The following is a 25147-nucleotide window of genomic DNA, read 5'->3' as shown; positions in this document are numbered from 1 at the left end:
GATCTGAAACCCATTGCTTTTATAAAATTAAACAAGCCAGCGGATAAAGCACAAAAACTAAAAGTAAAGTAGATACTATGCTAAAAGCCACACCACTCTTTGCAAATTGACCCATTGAAATTCTACCCGTGGAAAATGGTATCACGTGAACGGGTGTACTGACAGGCACGGCATAAGTAGTTCCCACCGCTGCCATACCCACCGCCAGCACTGCTGCCAAAGGGTTTCCCCCAATAGCATCTATTAAACTGGCCGTTATGGGTATAAACAAGGCTATCAGTGGCATTTGTAAGCCCAATTGACTTAAAAGACTTACTAAGCAAGCCAATATAAACACCACTAAAATCGGAAACATTTCACCCACAAGATCTTGCAACACAATAGTTACATAATCCAACAGCCCTGTTTCCATAAATGCGGCGGGCAAAGTCATTGTTACTGCAATAAATAGAAACAAACCCAGGTCCAGTGATTCGCCGGCTTCTTTCCAAGATAAAACATATTCTCGGTTTTTCCAGTCAATGGGGATAATTAATAGCACTATGGCTGCAAAAAGTGCTACTTTTTCCATGCTTAGGTAGGTGTTAAATAGTTTCGCCAAAGAATGTTCTTGCCCTAAACTAATCGTAACAAGACCTGGAACCATAAACAGAAAAATGGCTAAACATAAGACATAAAGTGAAAAGGATTCTCTTTTTGACATTTGGCCCAAAGCACTATATTCCTCAACAATAGATCCTTTTATTTCCCTTATGCTTTTTAAACCAGGAAGATCAGTGCTGTAACAGAACTTAAAAATTAGCAACATAGCTACGACTTGTATGGCGGCTATAGGTAAACATGCAATGACCCAGCTACTAAAGGGTATGGTAACTCCAAGAACGTCTTGAGTAATACTAATTATTAAAAAATTAGGTGTTGTGGCACCAATTGGGGTTACAATACCGCCTATCACCGCAGGGAAAGCTATACACAGTAATAAAAGGGCCGTTAAATCGCTTCTAAATGGTGCCCCCAATTGATTAAGCAATGTTAAAACAAAACCCATCATTAAAATAGTAACAGGAATGTTAGGCAATATAGAACTTAAAACCATAGTTACCAGCGACATAAGAGCAATCATCCAAAATTGCCTTGTTTTAATTGCCTTACCTATGGTAAACCCCTTGATATTGCGCTTTTTAGGAACCCCTCCCGCTGTTGTTTTATTCGGTAAATTCGGCCTATCCTCTGGGCTGCCTTTTAATAGTAGCGCTGAGAGCAAAATAAGAGGTAAGGTTATAAAACCAAGAACTTGATAAGAAGTTCGCCAGCCAAACTCCAGGATCATCCAACCGGTAAAGGGTGCAAATACTAAACCACCTATCCCCATTCCGGCTTGGACTACCCCGGAAACAGTCCCTCGTTTTTTATCAAACCATCTTGCGATGGTAGTCATAATGGGAACAGTGACAGTGCTAAGCCCAATGCCACATATAACCGCATAAACAAGCTGGTATTGCCAAAGAAAAGCCACCTTTGAAAGCAATAGATAGGACAAGGCGATTAAAGAACCAAATACACCCACCACTAGCCGCGGCCCAAACTTATCTGTTAACCTCCCCATGCCCAGTGCACAGATGGCCTGCACAATACATGAAACTGAATAGGCCAGCGTAATATCTGCCCTCAGCCAGCCAAAATCTTCAATTAGCGGTTTTAAGAAGATACTAAAGGTGGTAAAGGTTCCCCAGGCCGCAAACCAGAACATAAAAGACGCTGCCGCAACCACATACCCGTAGTAGATTTTCTTTATCTCTATCACACCCAATTAAGTTCTGTTCAAACTGAAACCGATTGCCTGCCTTTACATTTATAGAAGAGACAAGCCGGCGGAAAAATAAAAAATGAAATAAGATAAAGGAAGGGGTTGGTAAATAACCCAAGGATAAAGCCCAGAAAAATGCTTCCTGATTTCCACAAATATCTTTTATGTAGATCCAATTACCTCCAATCTTGCTTGTGATGTATATTACATGAACAAGTTGACTGTAATTATATGTCGTATTTCCTCTAAAGTCTGTATCACACGTTACATACTACTGCAATAGACACTCAATTTAGCCATTTTCTTCAGGCCTTTTTGCTTTAAACCCTTAAAATAAATGCTCCAGGGCATTTTTAATAGGTACTTATTTGCTTGTCTAAATGTTTTTTTTCACTTTTTATGCGGCGAATAGCTTATGGGATGTTATATAAAGATGTGGGTGCTTTAAATTAGTCCCCTGGTAATTTGCCATCTTTCAGGTCTACGGTTAGGTGAATAATTATCATATACTATTTACCTGAATAAGTCAGTTTTCTATATGACATTGCATAATAAATAACGAAAAAGGTCTTGCCAACTAAGTGACAACACCCCACGACTATCACCTTAGAAAGATAATTTTTCCTTTCGGGAATGATTTTAAATATGGCTATCATTTTGCCAGGGCATAAAAAACACTGATTTATCCCTTCCTTGTAAGATCAAGAAAATCCCCGTTGGTTTTAACGGGGATTTTAAACTTGGCTTATTTTTTCTCCAGATTTTTCAGTTCCCTTAAAATTTGATAGTATTCCCGGTCCAGGGCTGAGATATCATCTTCTTTAGATGGCATTGACAATCTTCCGATCACCTCTGATAGACGATTCTTCAGAAGAATTATTTGTTTTTCAATTTCTTCAGCCCCACTGTCTGAGCTTTTGTTTTTCTTTGCCAAATACTCGCTGAGGGGTCCGGAAAACATTCTAATTTGATAATTCTCGATGCTCATGATCTGATCGGCCACGTTTTCTACAAACCTTCGATCATGGGAAACAAATAAAAGAGTTCGGTCGTATTCCCTGAGGGCTTCCTCTACCACTTCCAGAGAATTAATATCTAAATAATTGGTGGGTTCATCTAATATTAGCATATTGTTATCCGCCAAAAGTATTTTAGCAAAAGAAACCTTTACCCTTTCGCCACCGCTTAGAACACTAATCTTTTTATAGACAGTATCCTCTCTAAAAAGCAGTCTGGCCAGAATAAGCCGGGCGAAATTTTCAGGGTAGATACTGCTTTCCATTACACTTTCAATAATACTTTGGTCTTCTCGAAGAATTTCCAACTCCTGGCTGAAGTAACCTATTTTTACTCCCTGGGCAGTTTTTATGGCCCCGTCACCGTCGATAATCATTTTAATTAAGGTGCTCTTGCCGCTACCGTTAGGGCCTATTAAAGCAACTTTGGAGCTATTATATATCTTAAAGGCTGCCTGTTTAAATATCACCTTTTCACCAAATGCTTTATTGAGATTTTCTCCTTCAACGATTATTTTGCTATGGAGTTTCCCGGAATCTAAAAGATCCATTTTAATAGCCGGTGGAATTTTGGGTTTTTCTTTAACCTCTAAGTGTTCAATTCTCTTTTTAACATTTTCAACTGCCCTCTCCAAGCCAGCCATTGCCCTTTGGGGACCCAGCCTATGGAGCCTGGCCTCGGAGTTACCCATCCTTTTGGGGGTTTTCCTCATGCCCTTGGCCTTTTGTTTGATCTTGATCATTACTGTTTTCAACCGCTTTTTCTCTTTAATATACTCCTCATATTCAAATTGAGCCCGCTCCCTTTCCCTCATCTTCTGAGCCCGATAATCACTATAATTACCCTTATAAATTTTTATTTTACTATTTTCTATCTCGATAATCTGGGTACATAACTTATCTAAAAGGCTCCGGTCGTGGGAAATGATTATTAGGGCCCCTTGATAGTCTGCAAATTTCCCCTCAACAAGTTCAATGCCTTCCATATCCACATTGACGGTAGGTTCATCGGCAAAAATCATCATATTTGGCTCTTCCAAAGCCTGTGCAAGTTTAAAGCGGGTTTTCTCACCCCCACTCATCTTCCCATTCCAAAGGGGTCTAATCCCAAATTTAGCGGCGGCTTCCTCACTTATATACTTTCTATCGGGCTCATCCAGCTGGGAGATAAACCCCGCCTTTCCGTATAGCCTAACCCAACCCTCATCAGGCTCCATCCTTTTACTTAATATATTAAGCAAGGTAGTTTTCCCTGCTCCATTAACCCCTACTATGCCGACTCGATCCTCTGAATAAATCTTTAAGTCATCTATATCCAGGATTAACCTATGGCCAAAGGACTTCTTAATCTTGCTGCACTCAATTAATAACAAAAAAACCCCTCCTTGAAAAATGGAGAGGATAGTATTCATTAAATCCTTACCCGGGAACATACCCAAAAGAAGAGGCTGCCCAGGAAAGACTTAATTTGCAAGGCTAACGTATCTAAAAGCAATGAATTAAAAGAAAATACTATCCACCCATATTAAAAAAATGTGCACCAATAAAACCTTTCTTGTTGTAGCGACAATCAAGGCTTATATCCATCACATTTTAAATTGAGAATAAGTGGATTAGTTGCGCATCGCTTATGGTACCTTACCCTTTCTTAAAATTTAATTTGATAATACCCATTTCAGTATATTATTCATTCCCTTTAGTGTCAACTTTTTGTAGGGCACTTCTATCCCAGACTTATTATGCTCAGTCTGCCATCCTACCCCCCACAGGCCACTTCAACTCTATTTTTACCCCCTTGTTTAGCCAAATAGAGCGCTTTATCTGCATGGAAGTAGTAATCCTCTAAATTTTGATTATTTATATCAGCCATTGAAGATACACCGAAGCTGGCAGTAACTTGTAATGTAATGGCCCCTACGGTAAATCTTTTTTCCATAATTAACTTTCTTAGCCTTTCAGCAAAGGCATACCCTTCCTCCACGGAAGTTTTGGGCATAAGGATAATAAATTCTTCTCCGCCAAACCTAGATACGGTATCTGATTCTCTAACATTGTTTATTAAAAGATTGGCCAGTTGCCTAAGTATATTGTCACCTACCGGATGACCGTAGGTATCATTAATGTTTTTAAAGTTATCAATATCTAATATTATTAAAACCGTTTCATGACCGCAACGCTGCATTGAAGAAAACTCTCGTTCCAGCAATTTCTCTAGATAACGCCTGTTAGGCAAATCAGTAAGGGGATCATAATATGCCATTTTCTCTAATTGTTTTTGTTGACTCTCAATGCACCGCTTTTGGGTAATATTGGTGAAATTATAATGCCACATAATAAGGCTAAGCAAGAAACCGATTCCTATGGCAGTAATTCCATTAACCCTGTTGGAAAGCAGTATCTGCTGGTTGGTTATGGTTAAGGCTATTAAATAATAATAGGCCGCATACGAAGTTATAAAAATCATAAAAGAAATCAATGGTCTAATTAAAAAAACAGAGCCGACTATAATGCAAATTAACAAAAAAGGCGTGATATTGGTGGTTACCAATTGATCAACAGTGACTACGGCAATGCCTGACGCCATAATAACAAGCACAACAATGTATTGTAATACAGACATGGCGGTATTTGGTTCTGTTCTGTTTTTTAGTTTATGGGCTGCTAAGAAGAAAGCAATCATAAAAAATAGCAATATAAGATGGGATGCAATAATTCCCTGACTCCAGGTCTTCAAAACCGGTGTGTCATAGGATTTCGAGAAAGTAAAGAGAGAAATATCAATAATACGCAATGGGATGGCAATAATTGATAAATAATAAATCCTCCGGATATTAATGGGTGCACACTCACCTAAAATGCTACTATTATCACGGAAGGTTTTTATAATTTTCCCCTTTAAGTATGCAAATGACCAGTATTTTTTTTGAATCTTATCTATTTATTTCACCACCACTCTAATATGCAATGGTTTATAATATACCATTTTGTTTTTTGCTATGCTGCCACTTTCTTTAGTTCTCTAAATACTATATTATCATAAACCCCTTGCCATGTCTTTCCTGGCTAACTAAAAATCTATTACCTTTGCGGTATTCAATGGGGGATAAATAAACAACTGCTAATGGAGGTCCCCATAGGTACATTAACCTTTAATAAAAAATATACCGCTTGAAAATCCAAGCGGAGTACCACCCTTGTTTACCGGCCATCTTCTAGTTTTTATTATTAATCCCGCCACCTATTAAACCCAAAAGAGCAAAAATTGTATAATATCCTGCACTGCTGATTTCCTTCCCGGTTATTTCAAAGATACCTTGAATAATAAGAATATCTCCACCAAAAAGTGAAACAAACCATCCAACAAACCAAAGACTAAGCCGGCTAAAAGCACTGCATTATCACCCCTAAGAAGTATTTAAGGTACAAAAGCTGTTTTCACTATTACATTATTACTATTATGCAACATGGTAGCAAGGAGGATTATAAGATGTTTTTCCCATACAAAGGCCTAAGCCCAAAAAAACAACAAGGGTATTACCTCTATAAATAAGTAACAATACCCTTGTTCTAAGCTCTTTTCCAATTGTTTTTCAAAAGTCTATGCTGATAACAGCAGCCTGGCGGCAGCCAGCCGGGCAATGGGCGCCCGGTAAGGAAGACAGTTAGCAAAGTCTAAACCAATAATATGACAGAAATCGCAAATACCGATTAATAAATCGGGCTTGGTTTTAGGGCGGAAATTCTACAAAAGCGGGTACAAGTTTTTTTCCTCTGCCTCTACTCTTTTTTTAATGGCATTAAAAACAGTGGCGGTGTCTTTTGCAAATTGGCTTGGATTCTTTTTAATATTGTTAGCTATCATATATGTTTTTTTATAGTTCGTAAAGTCGTTGGCTAGGTTTCCCATTTCATTTTTAAACCGCTTGGCTGTTTCTTGCACTTTAGAATGGGCATGGCTAACCAGGGCAGGGTAAAGATACTTATCCTCTGAACTTAAGTGGGTTAACAACTTTCCTGCCAATAGGCCAATTTTAAAGGACAAATTAAAACTTTCCTGCTCAATATCCTTTTGATTAATAATGGCTTCAATATCTTTTATCACCTGTGCAATTTCTTGGTGCTGCCTATTTAGATTGTCTAAATTACTCATCAAAACCCCTTCCTTTCCTGACATTATTGTAAGTTTTCTACATTATACCTGTATTGCCTGGCCTTTACTGTGACGTAAATCATATAATAAGGATTTTTCTTCCGCTTGGCTCCATTCAGAATTGCGGGAAGGGATTGCCTTTCATTATAGAATGTTCAGAAAGGATCACATTTCGGCTGGCAATTCTAGCCCCGCCCCGGCCACCGGGTCTCTGCCGAAGCCTGATAAATATAAGAACAGGGCCTTGCCAATTAAATGACAATACCCTGTTCTTATGATTTATTTCAGCTCTATTTCAATTAGTCCCTGTTGTTAACCGCAGCTTGGGCGGCAGCCAGCCGGGCAATGGGCACCCGGTAAGGGGAGCAGCTAACATAATCTAAGCCGATAATATGGCAGAACTCTACCGAACTGGGCTCACCGCCGTGTTCACCGCAAATACCGATTAATAAATCTGGCTTAACTTTGCGACCCTGTTCAACGGTAATCTGCATTAGTTTGCCCACACCTTTGCGATCTAGCACTATAAATGGATTGTCAGTTAGTATTTTACGCTCAAGGTAGTGGTGCATGAATTTACCTTCGGCATCATCCCTGGAAAAACCTAAGGTGGTTTGGGTAAGGTCGTTAGTGCCAAAGGAGAAAAAGTCTGCCTGGTTTGCTATTTCATCGGCCAGTAGCGCAGCCCGGGGCATTTCAATCATAGTGCCCACTGTGTAGTGAAAATCAATGCCGGTTTCTTCTTTAACCCGGTCAGCTGTTTCCACCACTACCTGTCTTAAGTAGGCCAGCTCTTTTTCTTCAATTACCAGTGGAATTTCTACCTCCGGAATTACGGTATAACCTTCGCTTACCAACTGTGCAGTGGCTTGGAAGATGGCCCGTGCTTGCATTTCATAAACTTCGGGATAGGTGATGCCCAAACGGCAACCCCGGTGTCCCAGCATGGGGTTAAATTCCGACAAGGTGCGCACTTGGCGCAACAAGTCTTCTTTTTCTAATAATTCTTCTGCGTTTTCACCGGAAAGTTTAAGTCTAGTTATTTCAACTGCCAGTTCTTCAGCGCTGGGTAAGAACTCGTGCAGGGGTGGATCCAGTAATCTAATACATACCGGCAGACCGTCCATTGCCTTTAATATGCCATAAAAGTCATTTTGCTGCATTGGCAATAGTTGATCCAGTGCTTGTTTTCTACCCTCTATATCGTCTGCCAATATCATTTTTTGTACCAGCGGTATACGATCAGGCGCCATGAACATATGCTCGGTACGGGTTAAGCCAATGCCTTGGGCACCAAACTCTCTGGCCTTGCGGGCATCCTCTGGGTTGTCGGCGTTGGCGCGCACGTCTAACCTACGAATGTCATCGGCCCACTGGAGGAGCTTTTGAAACTCCGGCGAAATCTCGGGATCAATCATGGGCACTTCGCCCATTATCACTTGGCCGGTGCTGCCATCAATTGAAATGACATCCCCTTCTTTTACTACCTTATCGCCCACCCGGAAGCTTTTGCTCGCATAGTCTATTTTAATGGCTTCACAACCGCATACACAGGGTTTACCCATACCCCGGGCTACCACCGCTGCGTGACTGGTCATGCCACCCCTGGAGGTTAACACACCTTGGGCAGCAACAATGCCGTGAATATCATCTGGGGTTGTTTCCAGTCTTACCAGCAATACTTTTTTGCCTTCTTGGGCTATTTTTTCTGCCAGATCAGAATCGAACACCACCGCGCCCACTGCAGACCCCGGTGAAGCAGGTAATCCTTTGGCCAAAACATCCAGTTTGGCGTCGGGGTCAATACGCCGGTGCAGCAGGTGATCCAATTGTGCCGGTTCTACACGGGTGATTGCTTCTTCTTTAGTAATTAACCCTTCTTCAACCATATCAACCGCTATTTTTATTGCAGACTGCACAGTGCGCTTACCGTTTCTTGTTTGCAGCATCCACAGCTTGCCCCGTTCAATGGTAAACTCGATATCCTGCATGTTGCGGTAATGCTTTTCCAGCAGTTCACATGTTTCTTTAAATTGCCTGTACACATCGGGCATTTCTTCCGCCAGTTTAGATATGGGCTGCGGGGTACGAATACCGGCCACCACATCTTCACCCTGGGCGTTAGTTAAGTACTCACCATACAGTGATTTTTCACCGGTTGAGGGATTACGGGTAAAAGCTACCCCTGTACCGCAGTCATCGCCCATGTTGCCGAATACCATGGCTTGAACGTTGACAGCGGTACCCAGATCATCAGGAATTCTATGTATTCTACGGTAAACCACCGCCCGGTCGGTATTCCAGGAGTTAAATACCGCATTAATGGCTAAAAACAGCTGCTCAATAGGCTGCTGGGGGAATTGTTTGCCTGTTTCTTTTTCAATAATCCGCTTATACTTTGCAATTATCTGTTGCCAATCTTCTGCTGTGAGTTGGTGATCAAAATACACATTTTTATCTACCTTTTGGCTTTCTAACACCACTTCAAAATAATGGTGATCGATACCCAGCACCACATCACCAAACATTTGCAAGAAACGGCGGTAGCAGTCATAGGCAAACCGTGGGTTATTGGTGGAGGCAGCCAATCCTTCTACCGTTTCGTCATTCAAGCCCAGGTTTAGTACGGTATCCATCATTCCGGGCATTGAAATTACCGCACCTGAACGCACCGAAACCAGCAGCGGTCTTTCGGGATCCCCAAATTTTTTGCCTGTGGTTTCTTCCAAAATCTTTACCTTTTCCAGCACCTGCTCTTCTAAGCCTTGGGGAAACTGCCTGTCGGCGTTATAGAAGTCAATGCAGGCTTCTGTGGTAATAATAAATCCCGGCGGTACCGGTAGTCCAATGTGTGTCATTTCAGCCAGGTTAGCACCTTTGCCCCCCAGCAAGCTTTTCATTTCTGCCTTACCCTCATGAAAAAGGTACACGTATTTGGCATTTGACATTTGTTTTCCCTCCTGACGATTTTTGTCAATTGATTGGCAAATCTAAATTATATTAAAGGTTGTCTTACGGGGCGGGCATGGAAACCAACCCTGCACTATTTAACAGACAACTTCGTTCACGGTTGTAAGGTGGTTTACCGGCTAACGGTTATTTCTCTTGCCCCGGTAATAAAGCTCCAGCACTTTACTGGCTGTTTCCTCCACTGCCTTGTTGGTTACATCTATTACGGTACAGCCGACCCGTTTCATTATGCCTTCGGCATATTCCAGTTCTTTTAAAATTCTTTCCATGCTGGCGTAATCGGCATGGGACGTTAAGCCCAGTGTGCGCAACCTTTCTTGCCGAATGACGTTTAGCTGTTGAGGACGAATGGTTAAGCCGATTACTTTGTTGGGCGACACGTGAAATATTTCATCCGGCGGGCAAACTTCCGGCACCAGTGGCACGTTGGCAACTTTGATGCGTTTGTGGGCCAAATACATGCTCAATGGTGTTTTTGAGGTGCGTGATACTCCCAACACTATCAAATCCGCCTTGGTAATACCTCTGGGGTCTTTTCCATCGTCATATTTCACTGCAAATTCAATGGCTTCCACCCGGCGAAAGTATTCCTCGTCCAGTCGCCTAACCAATCCTGGCTCGAATTTAGGTGATTTATGGGTTACGCTTTCAATTGCACTTAATATGGGGCCCATGATATCCACCAAGGGGATATTATAACGGGACGCCTCAAGCACCAAGGCGTCTCTCAGTTCAGGAATAACCAGTGTGTATGCAATAATACTGTTGGTGGCCGAAGCTTCCTCCACCACGTCGATTATGTCCCGTATATCGTTGACGTAGGGTATCCTTTTTATTTCAACCCCACCGTCATTAAATTGGCTTACCGCAGCTTTTACCACCAGTTCAGCAGTATCGCCAATGGAATCTGACAATATATAGGCTTTTGGTCTAGTATCCGCTATGCCATTAATGGTAAACGCCCCCCTATTTTATTCTTCCCCAAGTTCCACAAACAGTCGGGCAATATTAGTCTTGGTAAATCTACCAATTACTTCGTACCCCTCAGCCTCTGCTTGATCGGGCAAGCGGCGAACCACCGGAAGGCAATCTACCTCATGGGTAAGCAAACGACGCGCAGCCAACCACACCGAGTCTTCTGGTTGAGCACAGATAACATTGGGCATGCGGGTCATTATTACGCCCACCGGCAGTTTATGGATGTCTTGCCCACCTAAGGTGCTTTTTAAAAAGTCCTTACGCGATATTATGCCCTCTAGTTTGCCGGCATCGTTAACTACTATTAGGGTGCCCACGTCTTCTATAAACATTGTTACAACGGCATCATAAACCGAGCAATTTTCGTTTACCACGTGGGGTACCGATTTTACTTCGCCTACTTTTATTTTCTTTAACTTTTCAGCCACCATTCGCTCAGGTGATTTTCCACTGTAATAATACCCCACCCGCGGGCGAGCTTCTAACACACCGGACATTGTTAAAATTGCCAGGTCCGGTCTGAGGGTGGCCCGTGTTAAGTTTAGTTGTTCAGCGATCTGCTCACCAGTGATGGGGCCTTGTTTTTTCACAATCTCCAATATCTTTTCCTGTCGTTGGCTCAGTTCCATCCCATCACCCCTAAAATAAATGTGACATACTAATTATATTTGATAAAGCTAAAAAAATCCCTCCTTTTTCAAAAATATTTTTTGTGTATACATCATATTGTTATTTAGGCTACAATTTTAGAAAAATCCGCCACCTTTTTCATTTTATTAGCAATGTTAAACAATAAAGCTAAACGGTTATTTTTCACCTGTTCATCTTCCACCATCACCATCACTTGATCAAAAAACTTGTTAATGGGGTCCAACAGCAGGGCAATTTCTTGTAAAGCCCCTTGATAGTTTTTCTTGCTCATTTGACGACCCAAGGCATCGCTGAAGGAAATATATGCCTGGTAAAGGTCCTTTTCTGCCTCTTCTTGCAGCAGGTTTTCTTTTACGGCACCCCCTGCCGATTTCTTTGCCAGGTTGTTGGCCCGGTTGAAAGCAGTGAGTAGGTCGTTAAAGGCCGGTTGCTTGCGGAATTCCGCCAAGGCTTGGCCCCGCTGCCAGGTATCAGCAAAGTTGTCAAAGCCCGGCTCTAATACTGCATCAATGATATCGTAAGTAAGTCCGCCTTCTGTAAGGGCCCCCTTAATACGCACCTTAAAGAACTCTGTTACTTCCTTTGTTACTTGGTCTATACTTAATTTTATTTCTACGTCGCCTTGATAGCCATTATACGCCTGGACAATCATTTGTTTTAGAGACAAGGGCAGTGCATATTCCAATATAATATTGGTAACACCCAGTGCCTGTCTTCTAAGGGCATAGGGGTCTTGGGAGCCGGTGGGTTGAATGCCCACTGCAAAACAACCAACTATGCTGTCCATTTTATCCGCCAGGCTAATCACTTGACCGGGCAGTGCAGATGGCAGTTGGTCTCCGGCAAAACAGGGCAGGTAATGCTCAAAAATTGCCCGGCCCACCTCGGCTTCTTCACCGCTGCGCAGCGCATACTCGCGTCCGATAATACCCTGCAGTTCAGGAAATTCGTACACCATATTAGTTACCAAGTCAGCCTTGGCCAACAATGCCGCCCTGGCAGTATGCTCAATTTGTATTTTATCGGCATCTAATTCTTCTGCAAATGACAGTGCCAGCTTACCAATGCGCTCTACCTTTTCATAAACTGAGCCCAAACCCTCCAGCCATACCACTTTCTTTAACTTGTCTACCTTATCAGCTAAGGGCGTTTTCAAGTCTTCTTTAAAGAAAAATTCTGCATCTGCCAGCCGGGCAGACAGCACCTTTTCGTTGCCGGCCGTCACAATATCCAGGTGTTCTGAAGTACCGTTCCTCACAGTTATAAACTTGGGCATTAACTTACCCCGCTGATCAACAATGGGAAAGTACCGTTGATGCTCCCGCATAGGGGTAATTATTACCTCATCGGGCAAGTTTAAATAGTGTTCTGCAAAACTGCCCATTAGTGCAGTGGGATATTCCACAATGTTGGCAATTTCCTCCAACAGCTCATCATCTTGTTGAACTGTGCCACCCACCGACGCTGCCAGCTCCTGTACCTGCTGCCAAATAACCCGGCGGCGCTCATGGCCATCCACCATTACGTAACCGTCAATCATTGCCTTAAAGTATTGGTCAGGATCGGCCACTTCAATGGTTCCCCTGCTTAAAAACCGGTGACCGTAGGTATGACGGCCGGATTTTATCTCTGCCACCGTGAAGGGCACAAGTTCACTGCCGTACAGTGCCAACAGCCAGCGAATGGGTCTGGCAAAGCGGTAGTCCAGGCTGCCCCAGCGCATGGGCTTGGGAAAATGTAGCCCCGATATCAATTGAGGTGCAATTTGGGCCAGCACTTCATCTGTGGCCAGGCCATCCTCTTTTTTAATAGCATACATGTAGTCCACCTTGCCCAGGGGACGAACCACTAAATCCTCCACCTTTACCCCCTGGCTCCGGGCAAAGCCCAACACTGCCTTGGTGGGGTTGCCGTCAATGTCAAAGGCTGCCTTTTGGGCCGGGCCCTTTACCTCTTTTGTCAGGGACTGCTGCCGTTCGTTCAACTGTTTTACATGCAGCACCAAACGGCGGGGTGTACCAAAGGTTTTTACCTCTTGATACTCTAAACGTTGTTCTTTAAATGTTTTTTCTGTTAGCTCTTTTAATTGTTTCAGTGCCGGGGCCATGAAACGAGCCGGCATTTCCTCTATGCCAATTTCCAATAGAAAGTCCTTTGCCATCATTTACGCCTCCTTCTTAATCAACGGGTAGCCCATTTTTTCCCTCTGTTCCACGTAACCCTGCGCACATAGCCGGGCCAAATTGCGCACCCTGGCAATGTAGCCGGTCCGTTCCGTTACGCTGATGGCACCCCGGGCATCCAGTAAATTAAAGGTATGGGAACACTTCAACACATAGTCGTAGGCCGGAAGAACCAGGCCCTTTTCCATTATCCGCCGGGCCTCTGACTCATACATGTCAAAGAGGTCAAAAAGCATTTCTGTATCGGCCGCCTCAAAGTTGTAGACCGAGTGTTCTACCTCCCCCCGGTGATGAACGTCACCGTAAGTAATGCCATCTACCCACTCAATGTCAAATACACTGTCTACCCCCTGGATAAACATGGCCAGGCGCTCTAAACCATAGGTAAGCTCTGCAGAAACAGGCTTGCAGTCAATACCGCCACACTGCTGGAAATATGTAAACTGGGTTATTTCCATGCCGTCCAGCCATACTTCCCAACCCAAACCCCAGGCACCCAGTGTGGGGGATTCCCAGTTGTCTTCCACAAAACGAATGTCGTGCTCATTGGGATCTATACCAATAGCCCGCAAACTGTCTAAATATATTTCAATTACATCATCCGGCGAAGGTTTTAAGATCACCTGATACTGATAATAGTGTTGTAGGCGGTTGGGGTTTTCACCATAGCGGCCGTCGGTGGGCCGTCTGGAGGGTTCCACATAGGCCACCCGCCAAGGTTCCGGTCCCAAGGCCCTTAAAAAGGTAGCCGGGTTCATGGTGCCGGCACCCTTTTCTGTATCATAGGGTTGCTGGATAATGCATTTTTGTTCCGACCAAAACTCATTTAGTTTTAATATTAACTGCTGAAAGTTCATCTTTCATTCCTCCTTTTAACTTATGCGCAGCCCGTTATCAACCGGGCGCTCGGGCTGCAACAACACCACTTTGCCATCGTCGGCCACCGTACCTAAGACCAGCACATCTGACATAAAGCGGGCCACCTGCCGGGGAGGAAAGTTTACCACCGCCACCACCTGCCTGTTCAGCAGGTCTTCCTTGCTATACAAATCGGTAATTTGAGCGCTGGACTTTTTTACGCCCACCTCTTGGCCAAAATCAATCCATAATTTGTAGGCGGGTTTACGAGCTTCAGGAAAATCCTCCACCTTAATAACGGTGCCCACCCGCATATCAACCTTTAAAAAATCATCAAAGTTGATTTTTTCCATAATACATAGCCTCCTAATTCAAAATTTGTACCAAAAAAACCCCTCGCCCCAGACACAGGTCCAGGGACGAGAGGTTTCTCCCGCGGTTCCACCCTAGTTGACGGCGCACATGCACCGCCCACTTTATTAAGTGCAAGCTTTACTCACCGGTTATGTCAAACAGGCTTTCCTCTTGCGGCTTAGAAGCTCCCTTCACCCCAGGTGTTTTACCGGGCTTACACCGGCCCCGGCTCGCTGAAAAAACGGTTCCTTGGCTACTCTCTTCCTCATCGCCATATATTTATTTTTATACAGCAAGATTCTAGCAAATAAGGTGTCATATTGTCAATATGTTAATACATTCCATAACCAGGATAATCACAGTCCTTTACCGATTCAGCAGGGCGTTCAATTTCAATACTATAGTTATTGGCCAAGGCGGTAACGGTTCCCATCACACCAATTAAGGCCAATTCATTGTTATACAGGGCACCCAATAGCCCCAGCGCCCCGATGGTGGCAGGAAACTCGCACACCGTACGTCCTTCCTTCTTTATCTTGACTTTGGTTTTGTGCCCCTTATTAATAATACTGCGCAGTTGACCCATCACTTCCATGCCCTGGCCTTGTATTTTTTGACCAAGGTGCATATCCTTTTCTTCTAACTTAACCAAAGCCTCCACCACATCGCCACCGGCATTCTCAAGGGCATCTTTGGCCTGTTTATAGCTTACCCCCAGGCGGGCCCGTATTAAATCTATCTTTTCCAACTCGCTGGTCATAGCAAACACCTCCTGTAAGCTACTAATATTTACCCCAATTCCGGGGATTTTTATGCAAACTTTCCAGGAAGTCCAGTGACTTGGCCTTTTTCTCCAAGTTATGCCGGAGTAAGGCTTTATTAAGCTTTTTTACTTGGTTAAACACCGCCTCTTGGGGGGTTAATTTGGTCAGCCCGCCGGGGTTAGTGGCGATCAACTGCCTTAGCAGTTCAACCGTTTGTGGTTTAACCACAGTCCCCATGGGCCGGTATCCTTCACCAATACACTTTGGGCAAATCACTCCGCCCTCATGGGCACTGAAAAGAGTGTGACCGGTGATGTCACCCCCGCAATTAACACAGACGTTTAACTCCGGCAAATATCCCGTTAACCCCAGAGCCTTAATTTCAAAACCGGCCACCAGCCTTTCTGCCCCGGGCAAATCCACCTGTGGTTGATTTAGCCAACCCAGTGTGGTTAACAGCAATATAAAAAGGGGCTCGTTTTGATCCCCTTCACCGGTCAAAGCATCTACTAGCTCACAAATATACACTGCCAGGGCCAGTATTTCTAAATGATCACGCAAGCGCGTAAAAAAGGTGATGGCCTCACACTGGTTAACGGTGTCTATTTCTTTCCCCCGGTACAATAAAAGGCGGGAATGACAAAGGGGCTGCACCGCTCCCCGCTTGCGGCTGGAAGATTTGCCGGCCCCATGGGCCACTGCCCGCAATTTACCATACTCCCGGGTAAACATAATAATAATCTTATCTGCTCCGCGCATGGGTTTTTGATGTAAAACCACCGCTTCTACAGGGTATAGTTTCAAGTTAACACCTCATACAGTACTATAATTATTCATGTACTAAGTACACTTCTTTTATTGGCTAATATCTTCTTTGTCTGATTCCCTATATCCTGCATGCTGCCCAACCTCAGTAGCTGCCTTTATTTTATTCCCCCGGCCGGCCTTTTCCTCCTCCAGGGCAGCTATATAATCACTTAGGTTAAAGAAATATGTAGATCCCTCTCCCATGACATAAAAACGGTTAATATCATCCGGGTTTATGCTGTGCTTGTAGACAATAGGTTTACCGAGATCGTCAGCTATTCTAACCAAATCATCAATGGTTCTAACCCGGTGTTGTTCGTCAGAAAGGGTAATTTCACTGCTCAGTGCAACCAAGCGGCTGCCATGTCTTTTAAATATCCTGTCCAGCTGTTTGCGGAAGGGTTCCTTAACAGTGCCTCTTGTGGCAAAGAACAGATATATTAATGCAATCAGGGCAGCAGCCAGCAAAATACCATAAACAGTTACCAGTGTTTTGTTAACGGGCAGCCTTATTTCTTTAGTATCTTGAATTGTGCCGGGTTTTTTCATTTCACCCTTAGTGATACTAAAAAGATTGTTGTTCAGCGGAAAGGTAATAGAAGAAGATATGCTTTCCTCTATGGAACCTTTGTCTGTGTCCGCATTTAATTCCACCTTCATACTTGCTGTAAATCTGCTGTTAGTGCTTACCCGGGTAGTCTCCTTAACAGCATTGGCATAATTATCGTAGTCTACGGGTTTAAAAGTAATATCTTTACTTAAAGAGAAATTATCATCAGTGGCTTCAAAGTTTGTCTTGGGAATAAATACTACATCCTTAGTCCAGATAGTATTGGTTACCGTTGTGCCATCCGGCCCCAGTCGTTCCACATAGCCCTCAATGATGCCCACAACTTCATAAGTGCCTTGAACTTTGGCCGGGCCGTCACCTGTAAACTGATAATTAAAAGTAGCTTGGATATTATCTACAAGGGCAGAAATATACTCTTTCCCTTCCCCCAATACTGTATCTGGAAAAACAAAGGAGGGGGTCATATTAACTTTATAGTTAGCGGTGGCACTGTTTTGATAACTGTAGAGCGTTACTATTTCTTCCTTAGTTTCCTGCTTTGTAACTTCATAAAAAATTAAAATAGAGAAAATAACGGTTAACACAAACAAAAGACACATCAATGACATTCTAATACTTTTATTGAGCTTCTTCTTCATAGATCACCCATCCAAACATTTCTTTTTTAAGAAGTATTCTGTAATAATATTCCTTTCCCTTCTTTTTACATATGGATGTTTATGTGCTTTTTTGCCGGAAAAAATCGATTAATGCCAAGTCCTTTGCACTTAGGCAGAAGAGAAGAAAAAAAACAGGAGCCAGCATGTGCTGACTCCTGTTCATTAAGTTAAACTCTCTTGCCTTTTAGCGCTCAAACAAGTTGTATTGAATAAACTCAAACTCAATATCAAATTTAATTTCTTGATTTTGACCTGCATTGTTATCTAAACCCTCTACATCCCAATCACCGGGAATAATAAATTTCATTTCGGTGTATAGATTTTCCCCTGTGGCACTGCCAAACTGATTATTGGGCAGTAAGACTATACCAGTCATATACTCTTGTAGACTTTCTTCTAACTGTGCTAAGCTAACAGTCATTAGGTCTACACGTGGAGCCTTTTCCCCGGAATCATATTTGCCAAAGCCATACTCTACTTGTATAATTTCGGCTAACTCGGTATCAAATCCTACCTTATTGTCTAGCTTTATAGATTGTAGTACAACAGGGACACTGCCTGTATTTCTGGCTGATAAATTGGTTTCTACAGTGGTGCCCGGATATAAATTGCCAAATCCAAAACTCACTGTGTTGTTTTCAACCGTAGGGTAGTACCGTTTGTTATGTTCAGCCTTATTACCCTCATCATTTACCCTATATACATTATCATTTGCCCGCAGATCCCTATATGGGTGATTATACCCATTATATCCTTCACTAAACTGTACAGTATACGCTTCATCTGGTTTGTTGCAATCGCCCGCCAGTATAGCAACACTTAACTCACCGGTATTAATGGTGTTACTTACCTTGAAACCGTCAGTCCAAGCAGCATAACCGGCACCCATCAACATAACCGCCAAGGCAGTTACAAGAGCTAAATACTTAAATTTCTTCATCCCAGTCGCCTCCTCTTATTCATAATTAAAGGTAAAACCTCCAAGCCAGGATGTTTACCTTATCTGTCATTATAGTTATTGGCCTTAGAGCAGTAACCACTCTATGGTGTAGTTATCATTTAATAAATGGAGTATATTAGCTAGTCCCCAAGCATTATTTAACTACTACCTTCGTACCATTACGGCGGAAGGGTCAAAGAAGGATGCCTTTATATTAAACCCCCCTCACAAACCAAGAGCATTTGTGACATTAAATCTTGATTTGGAAATTAAAAGTGGCTGTTAATTTACACAACAGCCACTTACATAGGTCTTTAAATTATTGCTAGTCAACTAAGTTGTATTGTTTAAAGTTAAATTGAAGATCAAATGCAACAGATTCATCTTGAGTAATATTTCCGTTACCTTCGGGGAAAACAAATCCTATGTTGTAACGTAATTTATCGTTTTGACATAAATGACCGTTAAACTTATCAAGCTCATTATCCAAGTTTGCTAACTTAGTACGAACGGGCTCAACGGGTTCCTCGGGGTTGCCGGGATTATCTCCACCGCCGGGATTGCAATGTCCGGGGAATAACCAACACCAGAAACACCAAAATCTCATGGGTTGAATAGCGCCATCTCTGATAATTTGCGGCTCAACTATTACCTCTATTACTTCTGCTAAATCAATATCATTGGCAGTTGAATCGGTAATATTAAATTCTACATTTTCCAAAACAGCCGGCACTGTTCCGGTATTTGTAGCTTCTAAAGTAGTCCAAACAGTAGTGCCGGGATATAAGTTACCAAAGCCAAAGCTTACTGTATTGGTTTCATGATCAATTGCAACATCATGCAGAACACCATTTTCAACCTTAACATTTCTGTCAGCGGTTCTGTAAACATTGTCTTCAGCTACAAGAGCTGCATACTCATCATTTTTCATTGTTGTTACTTCATAGGATTCCTGTGCATTACTTAATTCAATTTTTAAATTGCCGGTTTCAAGGGTGGTGGTAGTTTTGAAACTATCAGTCCACGCGGCATAACCGGCGCCCATTAGCATAACTGCCAGGGCGATGGCCAGTGCTAGGAATTTAAATTTTTTCATTTACCCTTCTCTCCTTTGCGGATTTTTCTTTTGCTAATCTTTCTTTAGATAAAGATTGGCAAGCCGGCTTTGCAATCCTTATCAATACTTATACTCAAAGTATAACTTTTGCTTAAATATCAGTAACCACTCCAAGGAATAGTTATCAGTTCATTAATAGGGTTATTATTAGATGGTTCCCAAGCATTATCTAACTACTACTTAAGTACCATAAAGAGCAGGGTATTGTTGTTTATGAAATAACAAGCGGCATCAAGGGGTTAAATGCCCCTTGATGCCGCTCTATCCTTACAAGCATCTTTTCTATCAAAACTGAATATCCGTTAAATCTATGCTTTTATCACTTTTTATAAGCAATGTTGGCCAGCCAACCTTAGGAACCACCTTAATAATCTCACCTTTAATTTGTGGCGGTTCAACTAAATCTGAATCCGGAATAGAGTTATTGTCTCCCATTGTGCGAAAACTTTTGTTTCCATCTTCCTCGACTATATCTATAATACGATGGGAAATTAGTATTGAGCCCCTTTCAAATTGTATAACATCACCGACACTCAAATTATGTATATCACTCTCATCCCTTATCTTTTGCACTAGAATTACATCCCCGGGCTTTATCATCGGTTCCATGCTGCCGGTGGCTATTACAGAGGGGTAGATTGAGAATACACCCACTGCAAACCATACAATGAGTATTGAAGTTACTATGGTAACTATCCAACCAAAGGGGCTATCCTCGTCTTGAGCCTCTTTATTAAATAGTTTTGCTTCACTGGAATAAATACTGTGCATTATGCTTAATGAAAAAACGGGGACTAAAACCCCGATAAATGCCTTTGTAATCCATTGTAAATCAGGCAAAATGGGAGAAAGCCAGTGAACGGCCTTGATTGTGCCCATATAAATTATTGCCGGCAGTGCCCCCCCAAGAAAGGCTAAATAGGTTGCAAACAGCCCATGACAGAATTCCGGCGCAAAATAACGGGCAATATAGATAACAGCATCTTCATAACCCCTTAATTGAAAGAGATGCGGCAGAGGGATACCGGCAAAGGTCATCACAAGGGCCACCAAAATAAAGATACGGTACCTTTCATACCGTGCAAAACTGTTAACAAGATAATTTCTTACCAGTTCCATTGCTATTAAGGGGGAGCCCACAACCAAGATATTAATGGCAATACCGCTTAAAGAATGGCTATAAGGACTTTTACCGAACCCGTCCAGTAAGCCTGCTAAAAAGGTAATTGCTATGAATATAACAGCAAAATTTAATGCCCACCAGTTTAAGAACTCACCATGTCTAAGTTTTGCCTTGGGCCGAACCCGGGGAAAGCACCAAACTGTTAAGGCAATACCCAGCCATAAGAGGGGCTTAATAACATAAGTAAAGACAGGCCCACTTAGCAGGTGGGCCACAGGGGGAGTTTCTAAAAAGCACACACCGAGCACCAAGCCAATGAGCAAAAAACATCTTCTTTTTGAAGGTGTGGTTGGTTGATATTTTAACTGCATCACTTAGACCCCACTTTGTCCTTAACCGTTTAGGTTCAATTTTCACCACTTGAATCGGAAGAACCGGAGCCAGCGCCATCTGGCCCCGATTGCCCACCTGCTGAACTATCTGAGCCGGAAGTACTGCCTTCACTTGAAGGGGGAGAGCTATTACTAGCAGTGGAATCCCTTCCTGAAGAATCCTTTGCGGATTCTGTTCCACCGGAAGCTGGACCACCGTCAGTAGAATCCCCCTGGGCGCCGCCGGTACTTTCTAAGCCGGAAGAATTGTTTTCACCTGAAGAGTTGGGCCCACTGCTTGGTACTGTACCTGCAGCATCCCCACTGTTGCCCATATCTTTGTCATTGGAATTTTCATCTTCAGCCTTTATCTCTGAACCACTTCCACCGGCACCGGCCGAGCCTTCAACGGCTCTAATGATTCCATCAAGGTCGGAGGCCGCGCCCATGTTTTCTTCCTCAACTTCCGGGCTAATTACGCTTATATCAGTTTCTATGGTTAGTTTTTTCTCCCAAAAGGCATAGCCCCCCGATGCAAATATAAAAGCAGCTAATATACTTATTAAAATCACTGATATTTTTGCCTTCATAATTAAATCTCCCCTAACCTTATTTACACAATAACACTAATGCACCGAAGTATAGACCATGGCAAAAGCTTATAAAGGGTTATTTGTTCCACTGTGTATATGGCAGCTTAATTTCAGACTGAAAACCGCCCTCTTCTTTGGCCTCAATGGATATTTGGTTATTAATAGTTAACGGTTCCTCAGATGTAATTACTTTAGAATGGCTATTGTCTATCTCTAAATTAATTGCGTCACCATTTTTAAGAACCAGTGATTCTCCATCAAGTATTACCGGAAGGGTGCCTTCATTCTTAATACCATAATTTATAGTTGCACTATAATTAGGATATACCTTACCGCTTATAATAATTTTTTCGTCCTTAATATTGACATTTAAATATTCATAATCTCCGCAATGATTAAGTTCATAATGCTGACTAAACTTTGGATCAATGTAGCCGGTGGCAACTGTGTAATTATGGTTTAAGCCGTTATTCCAGCTGGCATAAGTTATTCCGGTAAAGTTTACAAGAGCTAAGGAACCAATTAATATTACCCGCAATCCCAAAGAAGACTTTTTACGCTTCCTTGTTTTCATTAGCAACCCACCCTTAAATCAATTTATATTAACTTAATAAGACAGCATGGGGGTCATGATTAGCCATCCCGCAAGATGCTGCAAAAACCGCCGCTTTAGTGCGGTCCTTTAGGCCTAACTTGGAAAGAATGTTGCTCACATGCTTTTTAACTGTGTTTTCGGAAACAAACAGCTTATCAGCAATTTCTTTGTTACTTAGCCCGTCAGTTATGGCTTTAAGCACCTCTGTTTCCCTTTCTGTAAGGTCCGACAAGAGCCTTTCCTGCTTATTTTGTTTTTGCACCATTAGCTCCATAACTAGGGGGTCGTAATAAGGTCTGCCACCATGAACCAGGCGCAGAGCGGTAATCATCTCCTGGGGTAAGGCTTCTTTTAAAATATAGCCATTCACACGGCATTCCATGGCTTGCTTAATATCCTGGTGATCCGCAAAGGTGGTTAAAATGATAAAACGGCATTTAGGAGCTAAGGGGCGCAGTTTTTTAATGATATTAATCCCGTATTCCCCGGGCAGGCGAAGATCCACCAAGGCCACGTCGGGTTGTATTTTACTAAGCATTTGCTCAGCCTGCCGCCCACTGTTAGCCCAACCCACCGCCTCCATGTCATCCTCATCCTTTAGTACAGACTTAATACCTTCCCAAACCAGTGGATGATCATCCACCACAAGCACTTTCATTATCTGAACCTCCCGTGGGTATAATTTCTAATTATCCGGGATAACACAGCTTATCCGGGTTCCTTCACCAAGGTTGCTTTTGATACTAAAACGTCCATTAAAAGATTTAATTAGACTGTTCATATTTGCTAATCCCAGTCCCGGCTTTGTCAGCTTGTCTACATCAAAACCACCGCCGTCATCGGCTATCTCTAATTTTACTTTGGATGGTTCCATTTGCAGATTAACCTTAATTGTACGGCACTTGCCATGTCTGATGGCGTTAGATGTTGCTTCACGCACCACACGATAAAGGGCTTTGCGCAAGGCAGGACTGATTGTATCTTCTAATCCCTCTGTTTGAAAATCTACCTTTACCTTATTTAATTGAGCCAGTCCCTCCAAATAAGAAGATAAGTTTGCTACAAATACCTGCTCACCCCGGCGGCGGGGACTGATGCGATAAATTGAACTCCTCAGTTCCCTTGCGGCTTTACTGGCGGTACTGCCAATTAGCTCAAGCTGTTCTTTAATTTCATCTTCTTGCAGTGAACCCTCCTTTTTGGCAAGACTGTGCAATGCATAGACAATACTAAATAGGTATTGGGATACCCCATCATGTATTTCGTTGGCAATTCTGTTTTGTTCCTCTATCACCATCAGACGGGCAGATAATTCATCTGCCTTCTGCCTTTCCATAACAATGGCCCCTAACTCCGCAAGAAAGATAATGGCTCTATTTAAGTCACCCTTGTTGATACCCCTTGGAACCACATAAGCTAAAAAGCCAAATCTTTCATCCAATGATTGTAAAGGAACACATACCAATTGCCCCTTTGTATCTCCGTCATCTAAAGGAAAGGTATATGTTTTTTCTTGGCCATAATTCAACCTATCCCAGATGATGTCAATTTGCCTACTGTTAATATGTTCCTCTAAAATATTATCAGGGTCTGATATTAGCCATTGGGGTCGATTACCGTTATTCATCAAACAGCACATGGTGGCTTGGGCACCACTGAGCTTTCGTGCATATGCTGCCAACACTTCTGCCAAATGACTGGGTTCTGAACCGGCAGATACTGACTCTAAGGCTTGGTATAAATTGGAGTTGTGTTTTAGTAACTGTTCAGATTGGTTGTATGCAGTGGATAATTGGTTATAGGCATCGGCCAAATGTTTGATTAATTGTGCAAAGAGATATGAAACTGTAATTAGTAATAAAAACACCAGTAGCAACCACTGATTTTCTTTCCACAGCTCAAATATACCGATGCCACTAAAGTAGATACTCGTCAGCGATGATGAAGCTAAAAAAATCACCACGGTAATCCAGTAGTATGCATTGGGCAGTAATAAGGCTGTCATGAAAATTGGATTTAAAGCATACCATATAAATGGACTGCTCAATCCGCCCGTTGGTATCAAAAACAAAGCGATACCCAGTGTTTCAATAACAACCAGCTGCATTTTATCAATGTCTGTATCTTTGTTATATTCATATAGGTAAGAAATGATTAACCCAAAGGCCAGTAAAGAGATTATTACCAGCAGTTTAATACTAAATAATGAATTGCCCGGATTGAACAGGTAAAAAACAGAGGTTAAAAACCATGAAATAAACCTAAAAATAACCATGGCCCTCCAGCCACCCATAATCTCCGGGGTACACCTTAGCCCATCAGATCTTTCTTGAATATCGGTTAAAGTACTCATTGGCTAATACACCTACATACAATCCAATTCTAAAAAAAGATAACCTGACTCCATAAGAGAATCAGGTCGGTTGCACCACTGACTCAACACACCTCAGGTGCCCAAATATAAGGTGTGTCTCATTGTCCCCTATTATTTTAAAATTTTAAATGGCTGACTACGTGCTAAATTATACATCAAAAGTACCAATTGATATGTAAAAATTTGTAACCAATTCATAGGAATCTTGTTACTTTATTATCAATATAATTATTTTTTGCTACAAAATACACAATGATTTTTTGAGG

20 protein-coding genes and 1 riboswitch are annotated in these 25147 nt (G+C 42.4%); all 20 genes read right to left on the bottom strand.

Going from position 1 to position 25147, the window contains the following annotated elements; translation table 11 throughout:
* Nucleotides 1-19 precede the first annotated feature (19 nt).
* On the bottom strand, nucleotides 20-1750 hold the full coding sequence (locus tag BR02_RS14630; protein WP_238442375.1) for an MFS transporter: 1731 nt from the start codon (nucleotides 1748-1750) through the stop codon (nucleotides 20-22).
* 802 nt (nucleotides 1751-2552) lie between these two features.
* Nucleotides 2553-4196: a ribosomal protection-like ABC-F family protein gene (abc-f, locus tag BR02_RS0100925; RefSeq protein ID WP_034638604.1), complete on the bottom strand. Its 1644-nt coding sequence runs from the start codon at nucleotides 4194-4196 to the stop codon at nucleotides 2553-2555.
* 383 nt (nucleotides 4197-4579) lie between these two features.
* Nucleotides 4580-5503, bottom strand: a complete 924-nt coding sequence (locus BR02_RS14625) for a GGDEF domain-containing protein (RefSeq protein ID WP_169738547.1) — start codon at nucleotides 5501-5503, stop codon at nucleotides 4580-4582.
* 1062 nt (nucleotides 5504-6565) lie between these two features.
* The gene (locus BR02_RS0100910; RefSeq protein ID WP_031513310.1) at nucleotides 6566-6973 is read right to left on the bottom strand and encodes a hemerythrin domain-containing protein; all 408 of its coding nucleotides are present in this window, start codon (nucleotides 6971-6973) and stop codon (nucleotides 6566-6568) included.
* 299 nt (nucleotides 6974-7272) lie between these two features.
* Nucleotides 7273-9921 carry a pyruvate, phosphate dikinase gene (gene ppdK, locus BR02_RS0100905; RefSeq protein ID WP_031513308.1) on the bottom strand — a complete coding sequence of 883 codons (2649 nt, stop codon included), beginning with the start codon at nucleotides 9919-9921 and terminating at the stop codon, nucleotides 7273-7275.
* 141 nt (nucleotides 9922-10062) lie between these two features.
* Nucleotides 10063-10857, bottom strand: coding sequence for a pyruvate, water dikinase regulatory protein (locus BR02_RS0100900; RefSeq protein ID WP_238442371.1), 795 nt, complete (start codon nucleotides 10855-10857; stop codon nucleotides 10063-10065).
* 57 nt (nucleotides 10858-10914) lie between these two features.
* Nucleotides 10915-11550 carry a transcriptional regulator CcpN gene (ccpN, locus tag BR02_RS0100895; RefSeq protein ID WP_031513305.1) on the bottom strand — a complete coding sequence of 212 codons (636 nt, stop codon included), beginning with the start codon at nucleotides 11548-11550 and terminating at the stop codon, nucleotides 10915-10917.
* A 104-nt stretch (nucleotides 11551-11654) separates the two neighbouring features.
* Nucleotides 11655-13733, bottom strand: a complete 2079-nt coding sequence (glyS, locus tag BR02_RS0100890) for a glycine--tRNA ligase subunit beta (protein WP_031513303.1) — start codon at nucleotides 13731-13733, stop codon at nucleotides 11655-11657.
* A 3-nt stretch (nucleotides 13734-13736) separates the two neighbouring features.
* Nucleotides 13737-14612: a glycine--tRNA ligase subunit alpha gene (glyQ, locus tag BR02_RS0100885; protein ID WP_031513301.1), complete on the bottom strand. Its 876-nt coding sequence runs from the start codon at nucleotides 14610-14612 to the stop codon at nucleotides 13737-13739.
* Between the two features lie 15 nt (nucleotides 14613-14627).
* Complete coding sequence (locus BR02_RS0100880) at nucleotides 14628-14966, bottom strand: tRNA-binding protein (protein ID WP_031513299.1); 339 nt, start codon at nucleotides 14964-14966, stop codon at nucleotides 14628-14630.
* A 332-nt stretch (nucleotides 14967-15298) separates the two neighbouring features.
* Nucleotides 15299-15727 (bottom strand): DUF4342 domain-containing protein, encoded by a 429-nt coding sequence (locus BR02_RS0100875; protein ID WP_031513298.1) that lies wholly within the window; start codon nucleotides 15725-15727, stop codon nucleotides 15299-15301.
* Between the two features lie 22 nt (nucleotides 15728-15749).
* Nucleotides 15750-16535, bottom strand: a complete 786-nt coding sequence (gene recO, locus BR02_RS0100870; RefSeq protein WP_034638601.1) for a DNA repair protein RecO — start codon at nucleotides 16533-16535, stop codon at nucleotides 15750-15752.
* 51 nt (nucleotides 16536-16586) lie between these two features.
* On the bottom strand, nucleotides 16587-17747 hold the full coding sequence (locus BR02_RS0100865; protein ID WP_031513294.1) for a DUF5305 family protein: 1161 nt from the start codon (nucleotides 17745-17747) through the stop codon (nucleotides 16587-16589).
* 205 nt (nucleotides 17748-17952) lie between these two features.
* Nucleotides 17953-18708, bottom strand: coding sequence for a hypothetical protein (locus BR02_RS0100860; protein ID WP_031513292.1), 756 nt, complete (start codon nucleotides 18706-18708; stop codon nucleotides 17953-17955).
* 325 nt (nucleotides 18709-19033) lie between these two features.
* On the bottom strand, nucleotides 19034-19804 hold the full coding sequence (locus BR02_RS0100855) for a hypothetical protein (protein WP_031513290.1): 771 nt from the start codon (nucleotides 19802-19804) through the stop codon (nucleotides 19034-19036).
* A 306-nt stretch (nucleotides 19805-20110) separates the two neighbouring features.
* Nucleotides 20111-21319, bottom strand: coding sequence for a signal peptidase I (locus BR02_RS0100845; protein WP_031513289.1), 1209 nt, complete (start codon nucleotides 21317-21319; stop codon nucleotides 20111-20113).
* A gap of 35 nt (nucleotides 21320-21354) precedes the next feature.
* Nucleotides 21355-21909, bottom strand: a complete 555-nt coding sequence (locus tag BR02_RS0100840; RefSeq protein WP_031513287.1) for a hypothetical protein — start codon at nucleotides 21907-21909, stop codon at nucleotides 21355-21357.
* Nucleotides 21910-21988: 79 nt separating this feature from the next.
* Nucleotides 21989-22486 (bottom strand): hypothetical protein, encoded by a 498-nt coding sequence (locus BR02_RS0100835; RefSeq protein ID WP_031513285.1) that lies wholly within the window; start codon nucleotides 22484-22486, stop codon nucleotides 21989-21991.
* Between the two features lie 28 nt (nucleotides 22487-22514).
* Nucleotides 22515-23165, bottom strand: a complete 651-nt coding sequence (locus tag BR02_RS0100830) for a response regulator (protein WP_031513283.1) — start codon at nucleotides 23163-23165, stop codon at nucleotides 22515-22517.
* A 27-nt stretch (nucleotides 23166-23192) separates the two neighbouring features.
* Nucleotides 23193-24860 carry a sensor histidine kinase gene (locus tag BR02_RS14620; protein WP_051688045.1) on the bottom strand — a complete coding sequence of 556 codons (1668 nt, stop codon included), beginning with the start codon at nucleotides 24858-24860 and terminating at the stop codon, nucleotides 23193-23195.
* A gap of 55 nt (nucleotides 24861-24915) precedes the next feature.
* A riboswitch (cyclic di-GMP riboswitch) is annotated at nucleotides 24916-24999 on the bottom strand.
* Nucleotides 25000-25147: the final 148 nt, after the last annotated feature.

It is taken from the genome of Desulfofalx alkaliphila DSM 12257 (assembly GCF_000711975.1).
In the GTDB taxonomy this organism is placed as follows: Bacteria; Bacillota; Desulfotomaculia; order Desulfotomaculales; family Desulfohalotomaculaceae; genus Desulfofalx; species Desulfofalx alkaliphila.
The sequence above is the reverse complement of the archived record's forward strand: the minus strand, read 5'-3'. Positions and strand labels throughout refer to the sequence as shown.